The organism is Enterobacter sp. Taxon_2 (assembly GCF_058355295.1).
The window spans coordinates 3241083-3255679 of the sequence record NZ_CM178024.1; the positions used below are offsets into that span (position 1 = coordinate 3241083).

General features: G+C 53.9%; 12 protein-coding genes, 1 pseudogene and 1 riboswitch. Of the genes and pseudogenes, 6 read left to right on the top strand and 7 right to left on the bottom strand.

The genetic code is table 11. The features are described 5' to 3' along the window. Window positions 1-80: 80 nt before the first annotated feature. Window positions 81-581 carry a 2-thiouracil desulfurase family protein gene (locus AC4IC4_RS15425; protein WP_032646511.1) on the bottom strand — a complete coding sequence of 167 codons (501 nt, stop codon included), beginning with the start codon at window positions 579-581 and terminating at the stop codon, window positions 81-83. 141 nt (window positions 582-722) lie between these two features. On the opposite strand from AC4IC4_RS15425, the gene yegS reads away from it, so the two are divergent. Beyond that, on the top strand, window positions 723-1622 hold the full coding sequence (gene yegS / locus AC4IC4_RS15430) for a lipid kinase YegS (RefSeq protein ID WP_032646512.1): 900 nt from the start codon (window positions 723-725) through the stop codon (window positions 1620-1622). Window positions 1623-1690: 68 nt separating this feature from the next. Here yegS and fbaB read toward each other — a convergent pair whose 3' ends face one another. Further along, complete coding sequence (fbaB, locus tag AC4IC4_RS15435) at window positions 1691-2743, bottom strand: class I fructose-bisphosphate aldolase (protein ID WP_311392086.1); 1053 nt, start codon at window positions 2741-2743, stop codon at window positions 1691-1693. 250 nt (window positions 2744-2993) lie between these two features. Here fbaB and AC4IC4_RS15440 point away from each other — a divergent pair, with 250 nt between their 5' ends. Genes AC4IC4_RS15440 through AC4IC4_RS15450 form a run of 3 tightly spaced genes read left to right on the top strand, consistent with a single transcriptional unit; the run spans window position 2994 to window position 6222 of the window. Then, on the top strand, window positions 2994-4271 hold the full coding sequence (locus tag AC4IC4_RS15440; protein ID WP_150146821.1) for a nucleoside permease: 1278 nt from the start codon (window positions 2994-2996) through the stop codon (window positions 4269-4271). Further along, window positions 4268-5272 carry an ADP-ribosylglycohydrolase family protein gene (locus tag AC4IC4_RS15445; protein WP_491471473.1) on the top strand — a complete coding sequence of 335 codons (1005 nt, stop codon included), beginning with the start codon at window positions 4268-4270 and terminating at the stop codon, window positions 5270-5272. Before AC4IC4_RS15440 ends, AC4IC4_RS15445 begins: the two co-directional genes overlap by 4 nt. Beyond that, window positions 5269-6222: a PfkB family carbohydrate kinase gene (locus AC4IC4_RS15450; RefSeq protein ID WP_248165202.1), complete on the top strand. Its 954-nt coding sequence runs from the start codon at window positions 5269-5271 to the stop codon at window positions 6220-6222. The genes AC4IC4_RS15445 and AC4IC4_RS15450 overlap by 4 nt, the downstream gene beginning before the upstream one ends. Here AC4IC4_RS15450 and AC4IC4_RS15455 read toward each other — a convergent pair. The 3 genes from AC4IC4_RS15455 to thiM are packed head-to-tail and all read right to left on the bottom strand — an operon-like array spanning window position 6196 to window position 8552. Then, window positions 6196-6942, bottom strand: coding sequence for a GntR family transcriptional regulator (locus tag AC4IC4_RS15455; RefSeq protein WP_491471474.1), 747 nt, complete (start codon window positions 6940-6942; stop codon window positions 6196-6198). The genes AC4IC4_RS15450 and AC4IC4_RS15455 overlap by 27 nt on opposite strands. Before the next feature lie 42 nt (window positions 6943-6984). Then, complete coding sequence (thiD, locus tag AC4IC4_RS15460; RefSeq protein ID WP_032646521.1) at window positions 6985-7785, bottom strand: bifunctional hydroxymethylpyrimidine kinase/phosphomethylpyrimidine kinase; 801 nt, start codon at window positions 7783-7785, stop codon at window positions 6985-6987. Beyond that, complete coding sequence (gene thiM, locus AC4IC4_RS15465) at window positions 7782-8552, bottom strand: hydroxyethylthiazole kinase (RefSeq protein ID WP_248165204.1); 771 nt, start codon at window positions 8550-8552, stop codon at window positions 7782-7784. Before thiM ends, thiD begins: the two co-directional genes overlap by 4 nt. Before the next feature lie 35 nt (window positions 8553-8587). Further along, window positions 8588-8684, bottom strand: a riboswitch (TPP riboswitch). A gap of 698 nt (window positions 8685-9382) precedes the next feature. Here thiM and AC4IC4_RS15470 point away from each other — a divergent pair. Together AC4IC4_RS15470 and AC4IC4_RS15475 are read left to right on the top strand one after the other, a co-directional pair. Then, window positions 9383-10429 carry a YadA C-terminal domain-containing protein gene (locus tag AC4IC4_RS15470; RefSeq protein WP_248165214.1) on the top strand — a complete coding sequence of 349 codons (1047 nt, stop codon included), beginning with the start codon at window positions 9383-9385 and terminating at the stop codon, window positions 10427-10429. 636 nt (window positions 10430-11065) lie between these two features. Beyond that, window positions 11066-11224, top strand: a pseudogene (locus tag AC4IC4_RS15475) (hypothetical protein); the annotation flags it as partial. Between the two features lie 551 nt (window positions 11225-11775). On the opposite strand, the gene AC4IC4_RS15480 reads toward AC4IC4_RS15475, so the two are convergent. Then, on the bottom strand, window positions 11776-13209 hold the full coding sequence (locus AC4IC4_RS15480) for a glycoside hydrolase family 32 protein (protein WP_267216912.1): 1434 nt from the start codon (window positions 13207-13209) through the stop codon (window positions 11776-11778). Between the two features lie 15 nt (window positions 13210-13224). Next, window positions 13225-14466, bottom strand: coding sequence for an MFS transporter (locus AC4IC4_RS15485; RefSeq protein ID WP_267216910.1), 1242 nt, complete (start codon window positions 14464-14466; stop codon window positions 13225-13227). Window positions 14467-14597 lie beyond the last annotated feature (131 nt).

Below are 14597 nucleotides of genomic sequence, written 5' to 3' on the forward strand. Positions count from 1 at the left end.
CCCGCTGAAAAACATAACCCATAAATGCTAGCTGTACCAGGAACCACCTCCTTAGCCTGCGTAATCTCCCTTACGCGGGCTTATTTTTTGCCTTCTCTCTCCTCAATCCAGGCAATGAGTTCGTCGATTTGCTTCTCTGAGAACACGGCGATCCCATGCTCTGCGAGCAACGATGCCGCAACCCCCCTCCCCGCTTTATGTATTCCGCGAAACGATCCGTCATAAATAAACTCACTGCCGCACGTTGGGCTGCCATCGGTTAACAATGCTGCGCTACACCCCGACTCCTGAGCAGCGCGTAGCGCAAGCCAGGCTGCAAGCTGATACTGCTCAGTCACGTCCTGCCCGGTATTTTCAATAATTCTGGCTTGCCCGCGCATTACGTCTTTGCCATCAGCAGACATAATCTCTGCCGGAGGACGAGGTACAGGCAGCCCGGCAGCCAATTCAGGGCAGTGGATAACCAGTCGTTGTTCCTGCTGCCAGCGAGCGAGTCGCTCGTTCATTCTCGCTTTTTCACTTCCGTTATAACGAACCCTGAAGCCCATCAGGCACGCGCTTACCAAAATTTTATTCATCATCACTTTCCTGTGATTACGTTAATATCATCGCTGGAGTGTAACGCGCTTTCATGCCTATTTTTTCCCTTTCATCCTGTTCTTACCCGCTTTTTTCCTCTCTGCTATACACTCTTACTAACGCTAAAAAAGGGAGCAGCGCGGATGGCAACCTATCAAGACAGTTTATTGATTCTCAATGGCAAAAGTGCGGGCAACGATCTGCTGCGTCAGGCAATTCAAGGTTTGCGTGACGACGGCGCGCGCATCCACGTAAGGGTAACATGGGAAAAAGGCGACGCGGCACGCTATATCAATGAAGCCCTCGGGCTTGGCGTCAACACTATCATTTCCGGCGGCGGCGATGGCACCATCAATGAGATCGCGTCAGCGCTGATCGACCTGCCCCCGGCAAACCGCCCGGTGATGGGTATTTTACCGCTCGGTACCGCCAATGATTTTGCCACCAGCGCTGGGATCCCCGAGGAGTTAGAGAAGGCGCTTCAGCTGGCGATCCTCGGCAAGGCCACCGCTGTGGATATTGCGCAGGTGAATGATAAAACCTGCTTTATCAATATGGCGACCGGCGGGTTTGGCACACGCATCACCAGCGAAACGCCGGAAAAGCTGAAGGCGGCGCTGGGCGGCGTGTCGTATCTCATCCACGGTCTAATGCGCATGGACACCCTCAAGCCTGACCGCTGCGAAATTCGCGGCGAGGATTTTCAGTGGCAGGGTGACGCGCTGGTGATTGGCATTGGCAATGGTCGTCAGGCAGGCGGTGGGCAGCAGCTCTGCCCGGAGGCGCTGATCAATGACGGCCAGCTACAGCTGCGTATTTTTACGGGCGACGGCCTGCTGCCCGCGCTGTTTACCACGCTGACGCAGCCGGAAGAGAGTCCGAATATCATTGACGGTAAATCCGCATGGTTTGAAGTGAATGCGCCGCACGGGATGACGTTTAACCTCGACGGAGAGCCGCTGAGCGGAACACAGTTCCGCATTGAGGTGTTGCCCGGCGCGCTGCAGTGTCGGCTGCCGCCGGACTGTGTGCTTTTGCGCTGATGTTTCACACGGTGCGCGGTGATGCCCTCACCCCAACCCTCTCCCACAGGGAGAGGGAGATGGAGGCGTCAGGCAATCGTGACTTTACTGTCCAGATAGACGTCCTGCACCGCATTGATCAGCTTCACGCCGTCGGCCATCGATTTCTTAAACGCCTTACGGCCAAGGATCAGCCCCATGCCGCCCGCGCGTTTGTTGATAACCGCCGTACGCACCGCGTCTGACAGGTCGGTATCACCGCCCGCCGCGCCGCCGGAGTTAATCAGCCCCGCACGGCCCATGTAGCAGTTCGCCAGCTGGTAGCGCACCAGATCGATCGGGTTATCGCTGGTCAGCTTGCTGTATACGCGGTCATCGGTATAGCCAAAGTTCACCGCTTTGTATCCGCCGTTATTCTCGGCCATTTTCTGCTTCACAATATCTGCGCCGATGGTCGCCGCCAGGTGGTTCGCCTGCCCGGTCAGGTCGGCCGACACGTGGTAATCCACGCCGTCTTTCTTGAACGCATTGTTGCGCAGATACGCCCACAGTACGGTGACCATGCCCAGCTCGTGCGCGCGTTCAAAGGCCGCGGAGATCTCTTCAATCTGACGACGCGACTGCTCAGAACCGAAATAGATGGTCGCCCCTACCGCCATCGCCCCCATATTGAACGCCTGCTCGACGCTGGCGTAGAGGGTCTGGTCATATTCAGTAGGGTAGCTCAGAGTTTCGTTGTGGTTGAGCTTCACAAGGAACGGAATGCGGTGGGCATAGCGACGCGAAACCGAAGCCAGCACGCCGTAGGTGGAGGCTACACAGTTACAGCCCGCTTCAATCGCCAGCTCAACAATGTTCTTCGGATCGAAGTAGAGCGGATTCGCCGCAAAAGAGGCGCCCGCCGAGTGCTCGACGCCCTGGTCTACCGGCAGAATAGAGAGATACCCGGTGCCGCCGAGCCGCCCGGTGTTGTAGAGCGTCTGCATATTTCGCAGGACCGCAGGCGGACGGTTGTTATCGATCATCACGCGATCAACGTAGTCATGACCAGGCAGATACAGCTGGTCGGCTGGAATGGTCATACAACGATGCTGTAAAAGGCTGTCGGCGTCTTTGCCAAGCAACTGCGCAATATCAGTCATGTGATACTCCCGTAAGTCCGACGTCGTGTCGGTGTGTGTTTATCCAGTCCCATCTTTTATGGGCAGACTAAGCCTGGTACCGACTTAACAGATTTTCCACCCTTTGCATTTTTTTTCAGCACAATCTGCTGGCTCGATTCGTGTACAACAAAACTGTTACATTGATCAAACAATCGCCGCAAAGGTATTTAAAAGGTATTATTAAGTGGTATGTTAAAGGCGTACCCTCTCTGACATGCAGGATTAAAAAATGAAAACGAAAGTCCAACTGTCATTCATGATGTTTGTTGAATGGTTTATCTGGGGCGCGTGGTTTGTGCCGCTGTGGCTGTGGCTGAGCAAAAGCGGTTTTACCGCCGGGGAAATTGGCTGGTCTTACGCCTGTACCGCCATTGCCGCTATCCTCTCACCGATTCTGGTCGGCTCGCTGACGGACCGCTTCTTCGCCGCACAGAAAGTGCTGGCGGTACTGATGTTCGCCGGCGCCATTCTGATGTACTTCGCCGCACAGCAAACCCAGTTCAGCACCTTCTTCCCGCTGCTGCTGGTTTACTCCCTGACCTATATGCCGACCATCGCGCTGACCAACAGCATTGCCTTCGCCAACGTGGATGACGTCGAGGCCGATTTCCCGCGCATCCGCGTGATGGGCACCATCGGCTGGATCGCCTCCGGGCTGGCGTGCGGATTCCTGCCGCAGATGCTGGGCTACAGCGATATTTCCGATACCAATATTCCGCTGCTGATGACCGCAGCCAGCTCAGCCCTGCTCGGCGTGTTTGCCCTGTTCCTGCCGAACACCCCGCCGAAGAGCACCGGCAAGCTGGACTTCAAGGTGATGCTGGGGCTGGACGCGCTGATCCTGCTGCGCGACAAAAACTTCCTGGTGTTCTTCTTCTGCTCGTTCCTGTTCGCCATGCCGCTGGCCTTCTACTACATCTTCGCTAACGGCTATCTCACCGAAGTGGGGATGAAAAACGCCACCGGCTGGATGACGCTCGGCCAGTTCTCTGAAATCTTCTTTATGCTGGCGCTGCCGTTCTTTACCAAACGCTTTGGTATTAAGAAGGTCTTACTACTGGGCCTGATTACAGCCGCCATCCGCTACGGGTTCTTTGTTTACGGCGGAGCGGAACAGTACTTCACCTACGCCCTGCTGTTCCTCGGCATTCTGCTGCACGGCGTGAGCTACGACTTCTACTACGTCACCGCGTATATCTACGTGGATAAAAAAGCGCCGGTGCACATGCGTACCGCCGCACAGGGCCTGATTACGCTGTGCTGCCAGGGCTTTGGTAGCCTGCTGGGTTACCGCCTGGGTGGCGTGATGATGGAAAAAATGTTCGCTTACAAAGAGCCGGTGAACGGGCTGACCTTCAACTGGGCCGGAATGTGGACATTTGGTGCAATCATGATTGCCGTGATTGCCGTGCTGTTTATGCTGTTTTTCCGCGAATCGGATAAAGAGATCGCTGCAATTGCGGTGGTTGATGGCGATGCCGCGCTGACACAAGGGGAAGTTAAATGAAACAAGAACGTGTTCTCGGTGCTCTTTACGGGCAGGCGTTAGGGGATGCGATGGGCATGCCGTCGGAGCTGTGGCCGAGAAAGCGCGTCAAGGCGCACTTCGGCTGGATAGATCGTTTCTTACCCGGCCCGGCGGAGAATAATGCGGCCTGCTATTTCAACCAGGCAGAGTTCACCGACGATACCTCGATGGCGCTCTGTCTGGCGGATGCGATTATCGAGTGCGACGGGCAGATTAACCCGGACGTTATCGGCAAGCATATCCTGAAATGGGCGCTCGGATTCGACGCGTTCAATAAGAACGTGCTCGGCCCCACCTCCAAAATCGCGCTTAACGCGATTCGCGACGGCAAGCCGGTGAGCGAGCTGGAAAACAACGGCGTGACCAACGGGGCGGCGATGCGCGCCTCTCCGCTGGGCTGCCTGCTTCCGGCCACGCGTCTGGAACACTTTGTTGAGCAGGTGGCGCTGGCCTCCAGCCCGACCCATAAATCCGATCTCGCCATTGCCGGCGCGGTGGTGATTGCCTGGGCGGTTTCCCGCGCCGTCGACGGCGAAAGCTGGCAGAACATCGTTGATGCCCTGCCGGGGATCGCCCGCTATGCGCAGGAGGCGAAAACTACTACCTTCAGCGCGTCGCTGGCGGCGCGTATTGAGCTGGCGCTTAAAACCGTGCGGGAAGCCAACGGGATTGAGTCCGCCAGCGAGCAGGTGTACCAGCTCGTGGGGGCCGGAACCAGCACCATTGAGTCCGTTCCGGCAGCCATTGCGATGGTCGAACTGGCGGGAACCGACCCGAACCGCTGCGCCATTTTATGCGCCAATCTGGGCGGCGATACCGACACCATTGGCGCAATGGCGACGGCCATCTGCGGTGCGCTCCACGGCGTGCAGGCGATTGACCCGGCGCTCAAAGCCGAACTCGACGCCGTCAACCGGCTCGATTTCGGCCACTATTGCGAGAAGCTGCTGCACTTCAGGGAGCAAAGGGAGGGCGTATGAATGCATTTGCCCAACGTCTCGACAATCTGCACGCCACGCGCCCGGTGACGGTGCTGGGCGCAGCGGTGATTGACGTCATCGCCGACGCCTACGCCCTGCCCTGGCGCGGGTGCGATATCGAGCTCAAACAGCAGGGGGTGAATATCGGCGGCTGCGCGCTGAACATTGCCATCGCCCTGAAACGGCTCGGCATTACGGCGCAAAACGCCCTGCCCGTCGGCCACGGCGTGTGGGCGGATATTATCCGCAACGCCATGGCGAAGCAGGATCTGCAAAGCGCCATTGAGGCCGAAACTGGCGATAACGGCTGGTGCCTCGCGCTGGTGGAGCCAGACGGCGAGCGCACCTTTATGTCCTTTAGCGGCGTGGAGAACCAGTGGCAGCAGCGCTGGCTTGATGTGCTTAATATCCCGTCGAACAGCCTGGTCTATTTGTCCGGCTATCAGCTGGCATCGCCCAGCGGCGAGCTGCTGACACGCTGGCTGGAGAGGTTGTCGGACGTGACGGCCTTTATCGATTTCGGTCCCCGCATCGCGGATATTCCCGACGCGCTGATGGCGCGAATTATGGCCTGCAGGCCGATTGTGTCGCTTAATCGTCAGGAAGCGGAGATCGCAGCCGAGCGACTGGGTGTTGCGGCTGAAGATCTGGGTGCGGAGTGGCCGCTGCGTTTCGGTGCTGCGCTGATTGTGCGGCATGATAAAGACGGCGCCACGTGGTATGACGGTAAGACCTCGGGCGTTGTTCCGGCGTTCCCGGCGACGGTTGTGGACACCATTGGCGCTGGCGACAGCCACGCGGGCGGCACGCTTGCCGGGCTGGCGGCGGGATGGTCACTGGCAGATGCCGTTCTGCTGGGGAATGCCGTGGCGTCCTGGGTAGTCAGCCACCGAGGCGGAGACTGCGCCCCGACTCGCGACGAATTACTCCTCGCACACAAAGACGTATAGATCGCTGCGACAGTAGCTGATGCTGTACTCAATCGGCCGGTGCTGCTGGTCAAGCGCGACCTGCTTGATCACCAGCACCGGTATTTTTTCGTCCATCTTAATGTGCGCCTGAAACTCGCTGTCCGGCATGCGGGCGCTCACCCTTGAGCGGGTGCGCTGCGGGAAGATATTCTGGCTGCGGAAGTAGTCGTAGAGCGAAATGCCAATCGCATCCGGGTCGGGAATTAACCCGACCGGGACCCAGGACTCTTCAATGGACACCGCATCGTCATCCACATAGCGAATGCGCTTGAGCAAAAAGACCTCGCTGCCCGGGGAGATCGACAGGTGGTCCGCCACCTCTTCCGGGCACTTCACCACCCGCTTGTTGACCCATAGCGTATTGGGCTTTTGACCGCGAAGCACCACCTGCTGGGAAAAGCCGCGCGCCTCTTTAAGCGAATATTCAAAGATGTTGTTGATTTGCGTGCCATAGCCACGGGAACGCGTCACCACGCCCTCTTCCTCCAGCGCCTGCATCGCTTTTCGCACGGTAATGCGCGACACCCCGGTTAACTGGCTCAGATCGCGCTCGCCGGGCAAAATATTCCCGTGCTCCAGCATGCCGCTGCGCACCGCGTTTTTTACCGTTTCGGCAAATTTCAGGTACAACGGCGTGTTATCGGGCGCGGCGATCCGTTCATTCAGTTGAGCGATTAACCGGGTATGCGCTTGTTCCATCTCTGTTTTCTCAGGCGTGGTGTTTCCTGCCAGTATACTGGGTTACCACCATGCATGAAAATGATGAACCGGCCCAATACCGTGACCCACTTCCAGAGTATCGGCTTTCGCCAGCGCCGCCGAGAGCCAGGCTTTCGCTTCGCGCACCGTATCGGCCCAGCCGTCATGCCGTGGACGCAGCGCCGCCAGCGCGGCCGAAAGCGTACAGCCCGTGCCGTGGGTATTTTTGGTCTGCACGCGCGGCGCGGTAAAGCGCACTTCGCCCTCGCGGGTGAAGAGCCAGTCCGGGCTTTCCGCGTCATCCAGATGCCCGCCCTTCATCAGCACCGCCCCGCAGCCCATTGCCAGCAGCGCGTTCCCCTGCGCTTTCATCTCGCGTTCCGTTTGCGCGTGCGATGTGCCCAACAGCGCGGCGGCTTCTGGCAGATTGGGCGTGATGAGCGCCACCTGCGGCAGCAGCTTTTTACGCAGGGTTTCCACGGCAGAGGCGGAGAGCAGCGGGTCGCCGCTTTTTGCCAGCATGACGGTATCCAGCACCACGTTTTGCACCGCATAACGCTTAAGCCGCTCGGCCACCGCTTCAACAATGTCCGTCTCGGCCAGCATGCCGATTTTAGTGGTATCAATGCGCACGTCGCTGAATACCGAATCCAGCTGCGCGGCAACAAAATCCGGCTCGATACGGTAGACCGACTGCACACCGCGCGTGTTTTGCGCCACCAGCGCGGTGATGACGGAACAGCCGTATGCGCCAAGCGCGGAGAAGGTTTTCAGGTCAGCCTGGATACCCGCGCCGCCGCTGGGATCGGTACCGGCAATGGTCAGAGCGTTAATCCGCTTCATGCCTGCTCCTCCAGCGTGTAGAGCGCATCCAGGAACACGCTGGCAAAACTGCCCGGGCCACGAGACTGCGCAATAGCGAATGAGCCAGCTCGCTTCATCCATCCGCAGGCAGCAGCGATATTATCCAGCCGGTCGCCCGGCAGCGAGCAGCTCGCCGCGACGACGGCGGAGAGCGCGCACCCGGTGCCCACCACGCGCGTCATCAGCGGGTCACCGCCGGTTACCGTTCGGGTGCGTTGTCCGTCAGTGATGTAATCCACCTCACCGGTGACGACCACAACGGCATTGGTCTGGCGGGCCAGCGCCTGAGCAGCGGGCACCGCGCTGGCGGCGGTATCGGTCGTATCGACACCGCGCCCGCCTGCGCTCATTCCGGCAAGGGCAAGGATTTCAGAGGCATTGCCGCGAATGGCCGCCGGTTTCAGGGCAAGAATTTGATGGCAAAAACGGGTGCGGAACGCCAGGGCGCCAACGGCAACCGGGTCCAACGTCCAGGGTTTGCCTGCCGCCACCGCGCTTTCTATTGCCCGACGCATCGACTGGGCGCGCGGCGCGGTCAGCGTGCCAACGTTAACCAGCAGCGCATCGGCTATCGCGGAAAACTGCTCGGCCTCTTCGGCCTCGATCACCATCGCCGGTGATGCGCCAAGCGCCAGCAAAACGTTGGCCGTAAAGGTCTGTACGACATCGTTGGTCATACAATGGGTCAGCGGTGAACGGGTGCGGAAGTGGTGTAAAACGTGTAAATCGAGCAGGTCAGGCTGCATGGGTTCGCTCCTGCCTTGCGTGAAGAAGCGATGACCGGGAAGGCATCTGACTTCCCTACGCTGGCATTATCCAGATCAGGTGTTGCGGGTATTTCTCAGCCCATCAGTGATGGGGCACCCCGAGTCATGAAGATTAAATCTCTATACTTTTTTCCAGATTAGGGGAAGTTGCTCGCTGACGCAAGCGTGCCCTTGCGGTTGTCGCTTCTTCATTGGGATGTCCTCATGTGACTTATTAAGGCACTCCTAACATCGCGGCGTATTCATCAACTGGGAGGAGGTCATATTGTCGTCAGAATTCTGCAAGAGTTTTTAGGCTCTATATTAATGAATATTACAAAACAGCCATATTTAGTGCCGATTATTATCAAATGATTAACATTCCATTTATCACTAAAAATCTGGCTTGAGTATAAGAATTTTTAATCCCTTCAATGTGACTTTTAGAAGACAATAAACCCTATTTCACTCGAAACACAAAGTGTTCATTAAGTCATACACTTAATTTAGACATTTGCATCTATTTCAATAGTTTAAACACTGAGTTATAGTTAACCATTCAAAATATAAGGCAATGTATATATTGAAGAAAGTCTTCTTACACCCCCCCTGGACACTGTTGCATTTAGTGCTTTACGTGATCCAGATCAACATTGACTTATGTGCAATCCTGGATAGTTAATTCATCTTATAAAAAAAGAATCGCGCGAGAATTAACCTAATTTAGTACAGACTAATAGCAGGGTTAATCTCCATATCGGTTAGAAAGCTAAGCGCTTGCAAAAGCTTTTGACAATGAATTTAATCCTTATTTATTAGTGAGATATAAAATGAAACGTTCTATTCTGGCTGTTTTCGTGTTTGGTGCTGTATTCGCTGGTTCTATCAATGCTTCTCACGCTGTAGATTTTGCAAGTGATAACTCCGGCTCTACTCAATGGGCGCAAGGTGCGCAAAATAACATTGATACGCTTAATCTTGATGTTGACGATCTCAAGCAAGCTAACCGCCTTCAAGATGATGCAATTCAGACACAACATGATTTCAACAATACGCAGCAAGGCGAAATCATGCAAAACCGATCAGACATTAGCGGTTTGCAAGGTCAAGTTAATGGCTTGAATGTTCAATTAACACAATCTGTAGTAGATGAATCAAGCGCCCGTAGTTCTGCTGATGCTGCTTTAGGCGCTCAAATCCAGACAAATAGCAATGCTATTACAGCTATCCAGACTCAAGCCGCAAGCGGTGCATTTAATGGTAAAGATGGGGTAGATGGTAAAGATGGTGCTACAGGGGCGCAAGGCTTACAGGGTGTGCAAGGTGTAGCAGGTGCTAACGGTGCTGATGGTAAAGATGGGCGCGATGGTGTTGATGGTAAGAATGGCGTTGATGGTAAGAATGGCGTTGATGGGAAAGATGGTAGCAATGGTAAAGATGGTGTTACCACCACCATTAACAAAGTGCAAGTAGACACGGCTACACAAACTAAAGTAGCTGCTAACTCTGCAGCTATCGCTTCCACCTCTAGCCAGGCTGCTAGCGTAGCTCAAGATCTGCAAGCTGCAAAGCAGACTATGCAAGCTATGAATAACAATACTAACCAGCAATTTAAATCATTGCGCGATGAAGTAGATAATAATAAGAAGCAAGCTAACGCTGGTATCTCTGGAGCTATGGCTATGGCTGGCTTGCCTCAAGTGCAAACTAATCAGCGTGTAATGTTCTCTGCTGGTGGTGCTACTTACAACGGTGAAAGCGCTTTAGCGGTTGGTGGCTCAGTTAACTTTAATTCTCACGTTATCGCTAAAGTGAGTTTCTCTGATGATACCGCTAATAACATGGGTGCTTCTGTTGGTGTAGGTATCGGTTTTTAAGTAAACGATAAAGCCCCCAAGTGAACTCAATATACATATACCCCATAAAGGGGTTTCGACAAGCATAACCGCCGATTTTTGTATTGTTGATGTTTATAAATTCTTTACAGGTGATGCAAGTTATGGTTTATCGTTAGCCTGACAAACTAAGTATTTAACAGTTTTAAAACGGCCTCGTTTGTTTATCAAATATGAGATCAAACCAACAATACAGAAGTGCTAGTATATACCATGATGCATTGATACTTTTTTATAGTGAAGGCGTTTAATTTCCTGAGAAAGAACAATCAGAATGGTTCCTTAGGGTGAAATAGTGATGATAGCCATGATTAAACTAATTATATGCTCTGCTTTAGTATCGTTAGCTTTAGTAGCTACTGGCGTATTTATAGGTATTACTTACAGCCGTACCATTTTAAACATAGCTTATAGCTGTGATAACAGCTAGACAGACGTTACTATGGGTTATGCAAGTTCCTGTCTACGGAGTGTATTTATATAGACTTTTGTTCCTTCAGATGTTTTTCTTAAACAAGAGACAGGGATAGATCTATCACTTTGACGGCGCATTGCTAATACAATGCTGCTTATATTATTTTTTGTTGTTGTGATATACGAAAGGCAGAATTTAGGATTATGAAAAAAATGTTATTAGCTGTTCTGGTTATTGCATCTCTTCCTGCTCATGCTATTAATGCGCACTATCGGGAGCAATTAGAGCGTTCTGGATGTACTCAAGTAACTGATGGTCATGGTTGTGATATTCACAAAACCAAAGCACAAAACAAGAAAGCAATTTCGAGCCAACGAGATCGGATAGCTTTTGAAGCTGATGCTTACAGTGTGGTCGATAAACCTATCTCTGATGCTGCTGAAACCCTCCTTTCGAAAGGCTGGAAGCCTAATAACGGTGTGTGGAAGAAACAAGGCTACACTCTCAAACTGAAATTGAAAGATGAGAGTGTTGTTGATTTTGTTCTAACTCATTGAGGTTAAGATGACGCCTTACGTTTGCCCTATTTTTGGTACAGTGCATTAATCTAAAACAAGCCACTTTCATTAGGGGTTATACAGCAAAGTCAATTACAAATAGCTTGATGCAAGCCGTGTAGTTACACGGTTAACATAAAGTGTAAGTGAGATCCGTGTTGTCAGTCTTTAGTGTATTGCTAAAGCCGCCCTTAACAGATGGGCGTTTTTTTCAATTATTCTTGAGTATTATATGATGATTGATGCAAATGAAGCAGTAAAATAAGGGTTCGCTAAAATAAATCAGGCGACTGCGGTCGCCTTTTTTTATTTGCCGGTCTTACTCCATGCAAAGGTCAGGAATGCCATATGCCCTTTTATTCTAATTGCCAGGCCCCGCCATGGATAAGCGACGCTCCCCCCGCCCAGGCAAACAACGCCAGTTCGCGGCCTTCTGCATCAGGATAAATGCGGCTGCTGAGGCACGCTTCTCCCTCGTTAACAAACACTTCCACGGAAGAGAAGTCAAAGAACAGGCGCAGGCTAAGCGCGTCGTTGAGGTTAAGCGCGACGCTTCGGGTACCGCACAAGCCATACTGCGGATAGTGACGCTCCAGCACCAGGCGCTGCATCTGGGCATCAACATAGATGCGTAGCCCGTCGCCGAGACGAATGCCGTATTGCTCCGCGCTGCTGTTCGCGCAATCCCATTGCAGAGTGACCTCCATCGCATCGCAGTGTTCCACCAGCGTCATCTGCTGGTTATTAAGCGTACTTATCGGCCAGGGGAACCACGCCCCGCGCAGGGTTTCAACTTCTCTGGCTGGATGCATTTGCAGATGATTATCCGCACTCAGTGTCAGCTCGCGAGGTAAGGAGAGCATGCCTGCCCAGCCATCCTCCTGTTCCGGCAGAGGTGATTCCCACATGTCCAGCCAGCCGATGACGATGCGTCGTCCATCCGGCGTCAGGAAACTTTGCGGCGCATAGAAATCATGCCCGTAATCCATCTCCACAAATTCATCTTCACGCATAAAAGGCTGACCGGGCTGCCATTCACCTACCAGATAGCCGCTCTGGAAAAGATTACGATGTTTAAATCCGTCTGCGGTGAGTCCCTGAGGCGAAAACATCAGCACGCGTTTCCCACCGAGAGTGAAAAAGTCCGGGCATTCCCACATATAACCCATCTCTTTTTCAGCCACCGCGAGCACGCCCCTGTCCTGCCACTCGCGCAGATCGGCAGACCGGTACGTACGCACCTGGCCCGTATCACCCTCTCGCGCGCCAACGACCATGTACCACCACTCCCCTTCACGCCATACTTTCGGATCGCGGAAGTGATGCAGTCCAGGCGGTGTGTCAATGACGGTCCCGTGCCGCACAAAGTGGATGCCGTCACGGCTGGTTGCCAGGCACTGAACCTGGTAGAGATTAGCCTCATCGCCGGAATCGCCGTGGAATTTGTGGCCGGTGTAGATCAGCGCCAGCGTGTCGCCATCCACCACCGCTGAGCCAGAAAAACAGCCGTCCTTGTCGTCTGGTCCTTCCGGTGCCAGCGCAACCGGGAGGTGTTCCCAGTGAACTAAATCTTTGCTGCGCGCATGGCCCCAGTGCATCGGCCCCCACTGGGTCGAATACGGATGATGCTGATAAAAGGCGTGATACCAGCCGTCAAACCAGACCAGGCCATTCGGATCGTTCATCCAGCCGGCACGTGCGGCGAGGTGGTAACGCGGATACCAGCGCAGGTTAAGCCCTTCGCGTCCGGACTGCAGTTCCTGTTCTGCTTTTGTAATGGAATACGTCATTTCTCTACTCTTTAATCAGATAGTGGAAGGTTGCGGCATGAGCGGGTCAGAAGAGGACTTACCCGAGCGCAACAGGAAGATGGAGATAAACGTGGTGCTGAAAACTAACAACCCCATGATGAGATAGGACTGGGCAAAGCCGTATTTCTCATAGCTGTAGCCGGCCAGCGGCGACAGTACCGAGGCAATCACCGAGCTTGTACAGGCAAAGCCCACCAGATAGAGGGTGGAAGAGAGCCGCTTATCAAAATGCAGGCTGTTGTATTTAAAGATGGAGACCAGCAAAACGGGCAGTTCAACCGCGTGCAATAGCTTGGTAATGGAGATCAATACCGGCCCCTCAACCAGACCCGATGCCACCATACGCATCGCCATCACCATTCCGGCGAAAATCAGGCCGTTTTTCGCACCGAGGCGATTCACCAGCCACGGGGCGCAAAACATGCCCGCCGCCTCCAGGAAAACCTGGAAGGAGTTGAGATAGCCGTACATGGCGTTCCCTTCCTGCAGCGTCGGGAACTGGGAGGAGAAATAGACCGGGAACTGCTGGTCGTAGACGCCATAAATACAGGTGCCGATAACGAAAAACACCAGCGCCCAGAAGCGCGGCAGCGTCAGCAGGCGCAATGCATCCTCCAGCGTGACCTTACCGCCGGACACCGCTTCCTGCATGGCGTGCGGGGCGGAGGAGACCCTGAGGCGCGCCAGCAACACAAAAAACACCAGCCCGGCACAGCTCGCGACAGCAAAGTTCAGCTTCGGATTAATGTTGAACAGGAGCCCCGCAAAAAAGGTTGCCGCCGCCCAGCCAAGCGATCCCCACATCCTCGCCTTGCCAAACTCGAACTGGCTCTGGCGGGCCACGCGCTCGGTGTAGGACTCCAGAACCCCTATTCCACCGTTAAACGTCAGCCCGATATAAACCCCGCCGAAAATGCTGCCGAGTAATACGTTAATTTGCAGCAGATAACCAAACATCAGGAAGGCCGGACCGGAAAGAATGAGCAGGCTGGTCAGAAACCAGAGCAGGTTTTTGCGCAGACCGAGCTTGTCCTGAATGAATCCATAGCAGATTTGAGCAAAAAGCGCGGAGACGGAAAGCACGGCATAGATAACGCCGGTATCCCCCGCTTTTAGGCCCACTTCCTGATGAAGCCAGATGGAGAGTAACGAGCCGGAAGATGACCATGTGACAAAAAAGAAAAACAGTAATGCGCTTAATAAAGGGTAGCTGTGAGAGAGATGCGTTTTCATCATGACATTCTCATGTTGGAGTAATGACGCAATGGTAACGTTAACATTATTTCTTTCTCATGCCGTTTGGTAAAGATTTAAGATGTTAATCACGAAAGTTAACGTTAACATTAAGAGAGTGAGATCGCGATCAA

Coding starts and splice junctions, on each gene's coding strand:
- AC4IC4_RS15440 (WP_150146821.1), top strand. CDS start 2,994: ATGAAAACGAAAGTCCAACTGTCATTCATGATGTTTGTTGAATGGTTT.
- AC4IC4_RS15455 (WP_491471474.1), bottom strand. CDS start 6,942: ATGGAACAAGCGCATACCCGGTTAATCGCTCAACTGAATGAACGGATC.
- AC4IC4_RS15485 (WP_267216910.1), bottom strand. CDS start 14,466: ATGATGAAAACGCATCTCTCTCACAGCTACCCTTTATTAAGCGCATTA.
- AC4IC4_RS15480 (WP_267216912.1), bottom strand. CDS start 13,209: ATGACGTATTCCATTACAAAAGCAGAACAGGAACTGCAGTCCGGACGC.
- thiM (WP_248165204.1), bottom strand. CDS start 8,552: ATGCAGCCTGACCTGCTCGATTTACACGTTTTACACCACTTCCGCACC.
- thiD (WP_032646521.1), bottom strand. CDS start 7,785: ATGAAGCGGATTAACGCTCTGACCATTGCCGGTACCGATCCCAGCGGC.
- AC4IC4_RS15470 (WP_248165214.1), top strand. CDS start 9,383: ATGAAACGTTCTATTCTGGCTGTTTTCGTGTTTGGTGCTGTATTCGCT.
- AC4IC4_RS15450 (WP_248165202.1), top strand. CDS start 5,269: ATGAATGCATTTGCCCAACGTCTCGACAATCTGCACGCCACGCGCCCG.
- AC4IC4_RS15445 (WP_491471473.1), top strand. CDS start 4,268: ATGAAACAAGAACGTGTTCTCGGTGCTCTTTACGGGCAGGCGTTAGGG.
- AC4IC4_RS15425 (WP_032646511.1), bottom strand. CDS start 581: ATGATGAATAAAATTTTGGTAAGCGCGTGCCTGATGGGCTTCAGGGTT.
- yegS (WP_032646512.1), top strand. CDS start 723: ATGGCAACCTATCAAGACAGTTTATTGATTCTCAATGGCAAAAGTGCG.
- fbaB (WP_311392086.1), bottom strand. CDS start 2,743: ATGACTGATATTGCGCAGTTGCTTGGCAAAGACGCCGACAGCCTTTTA.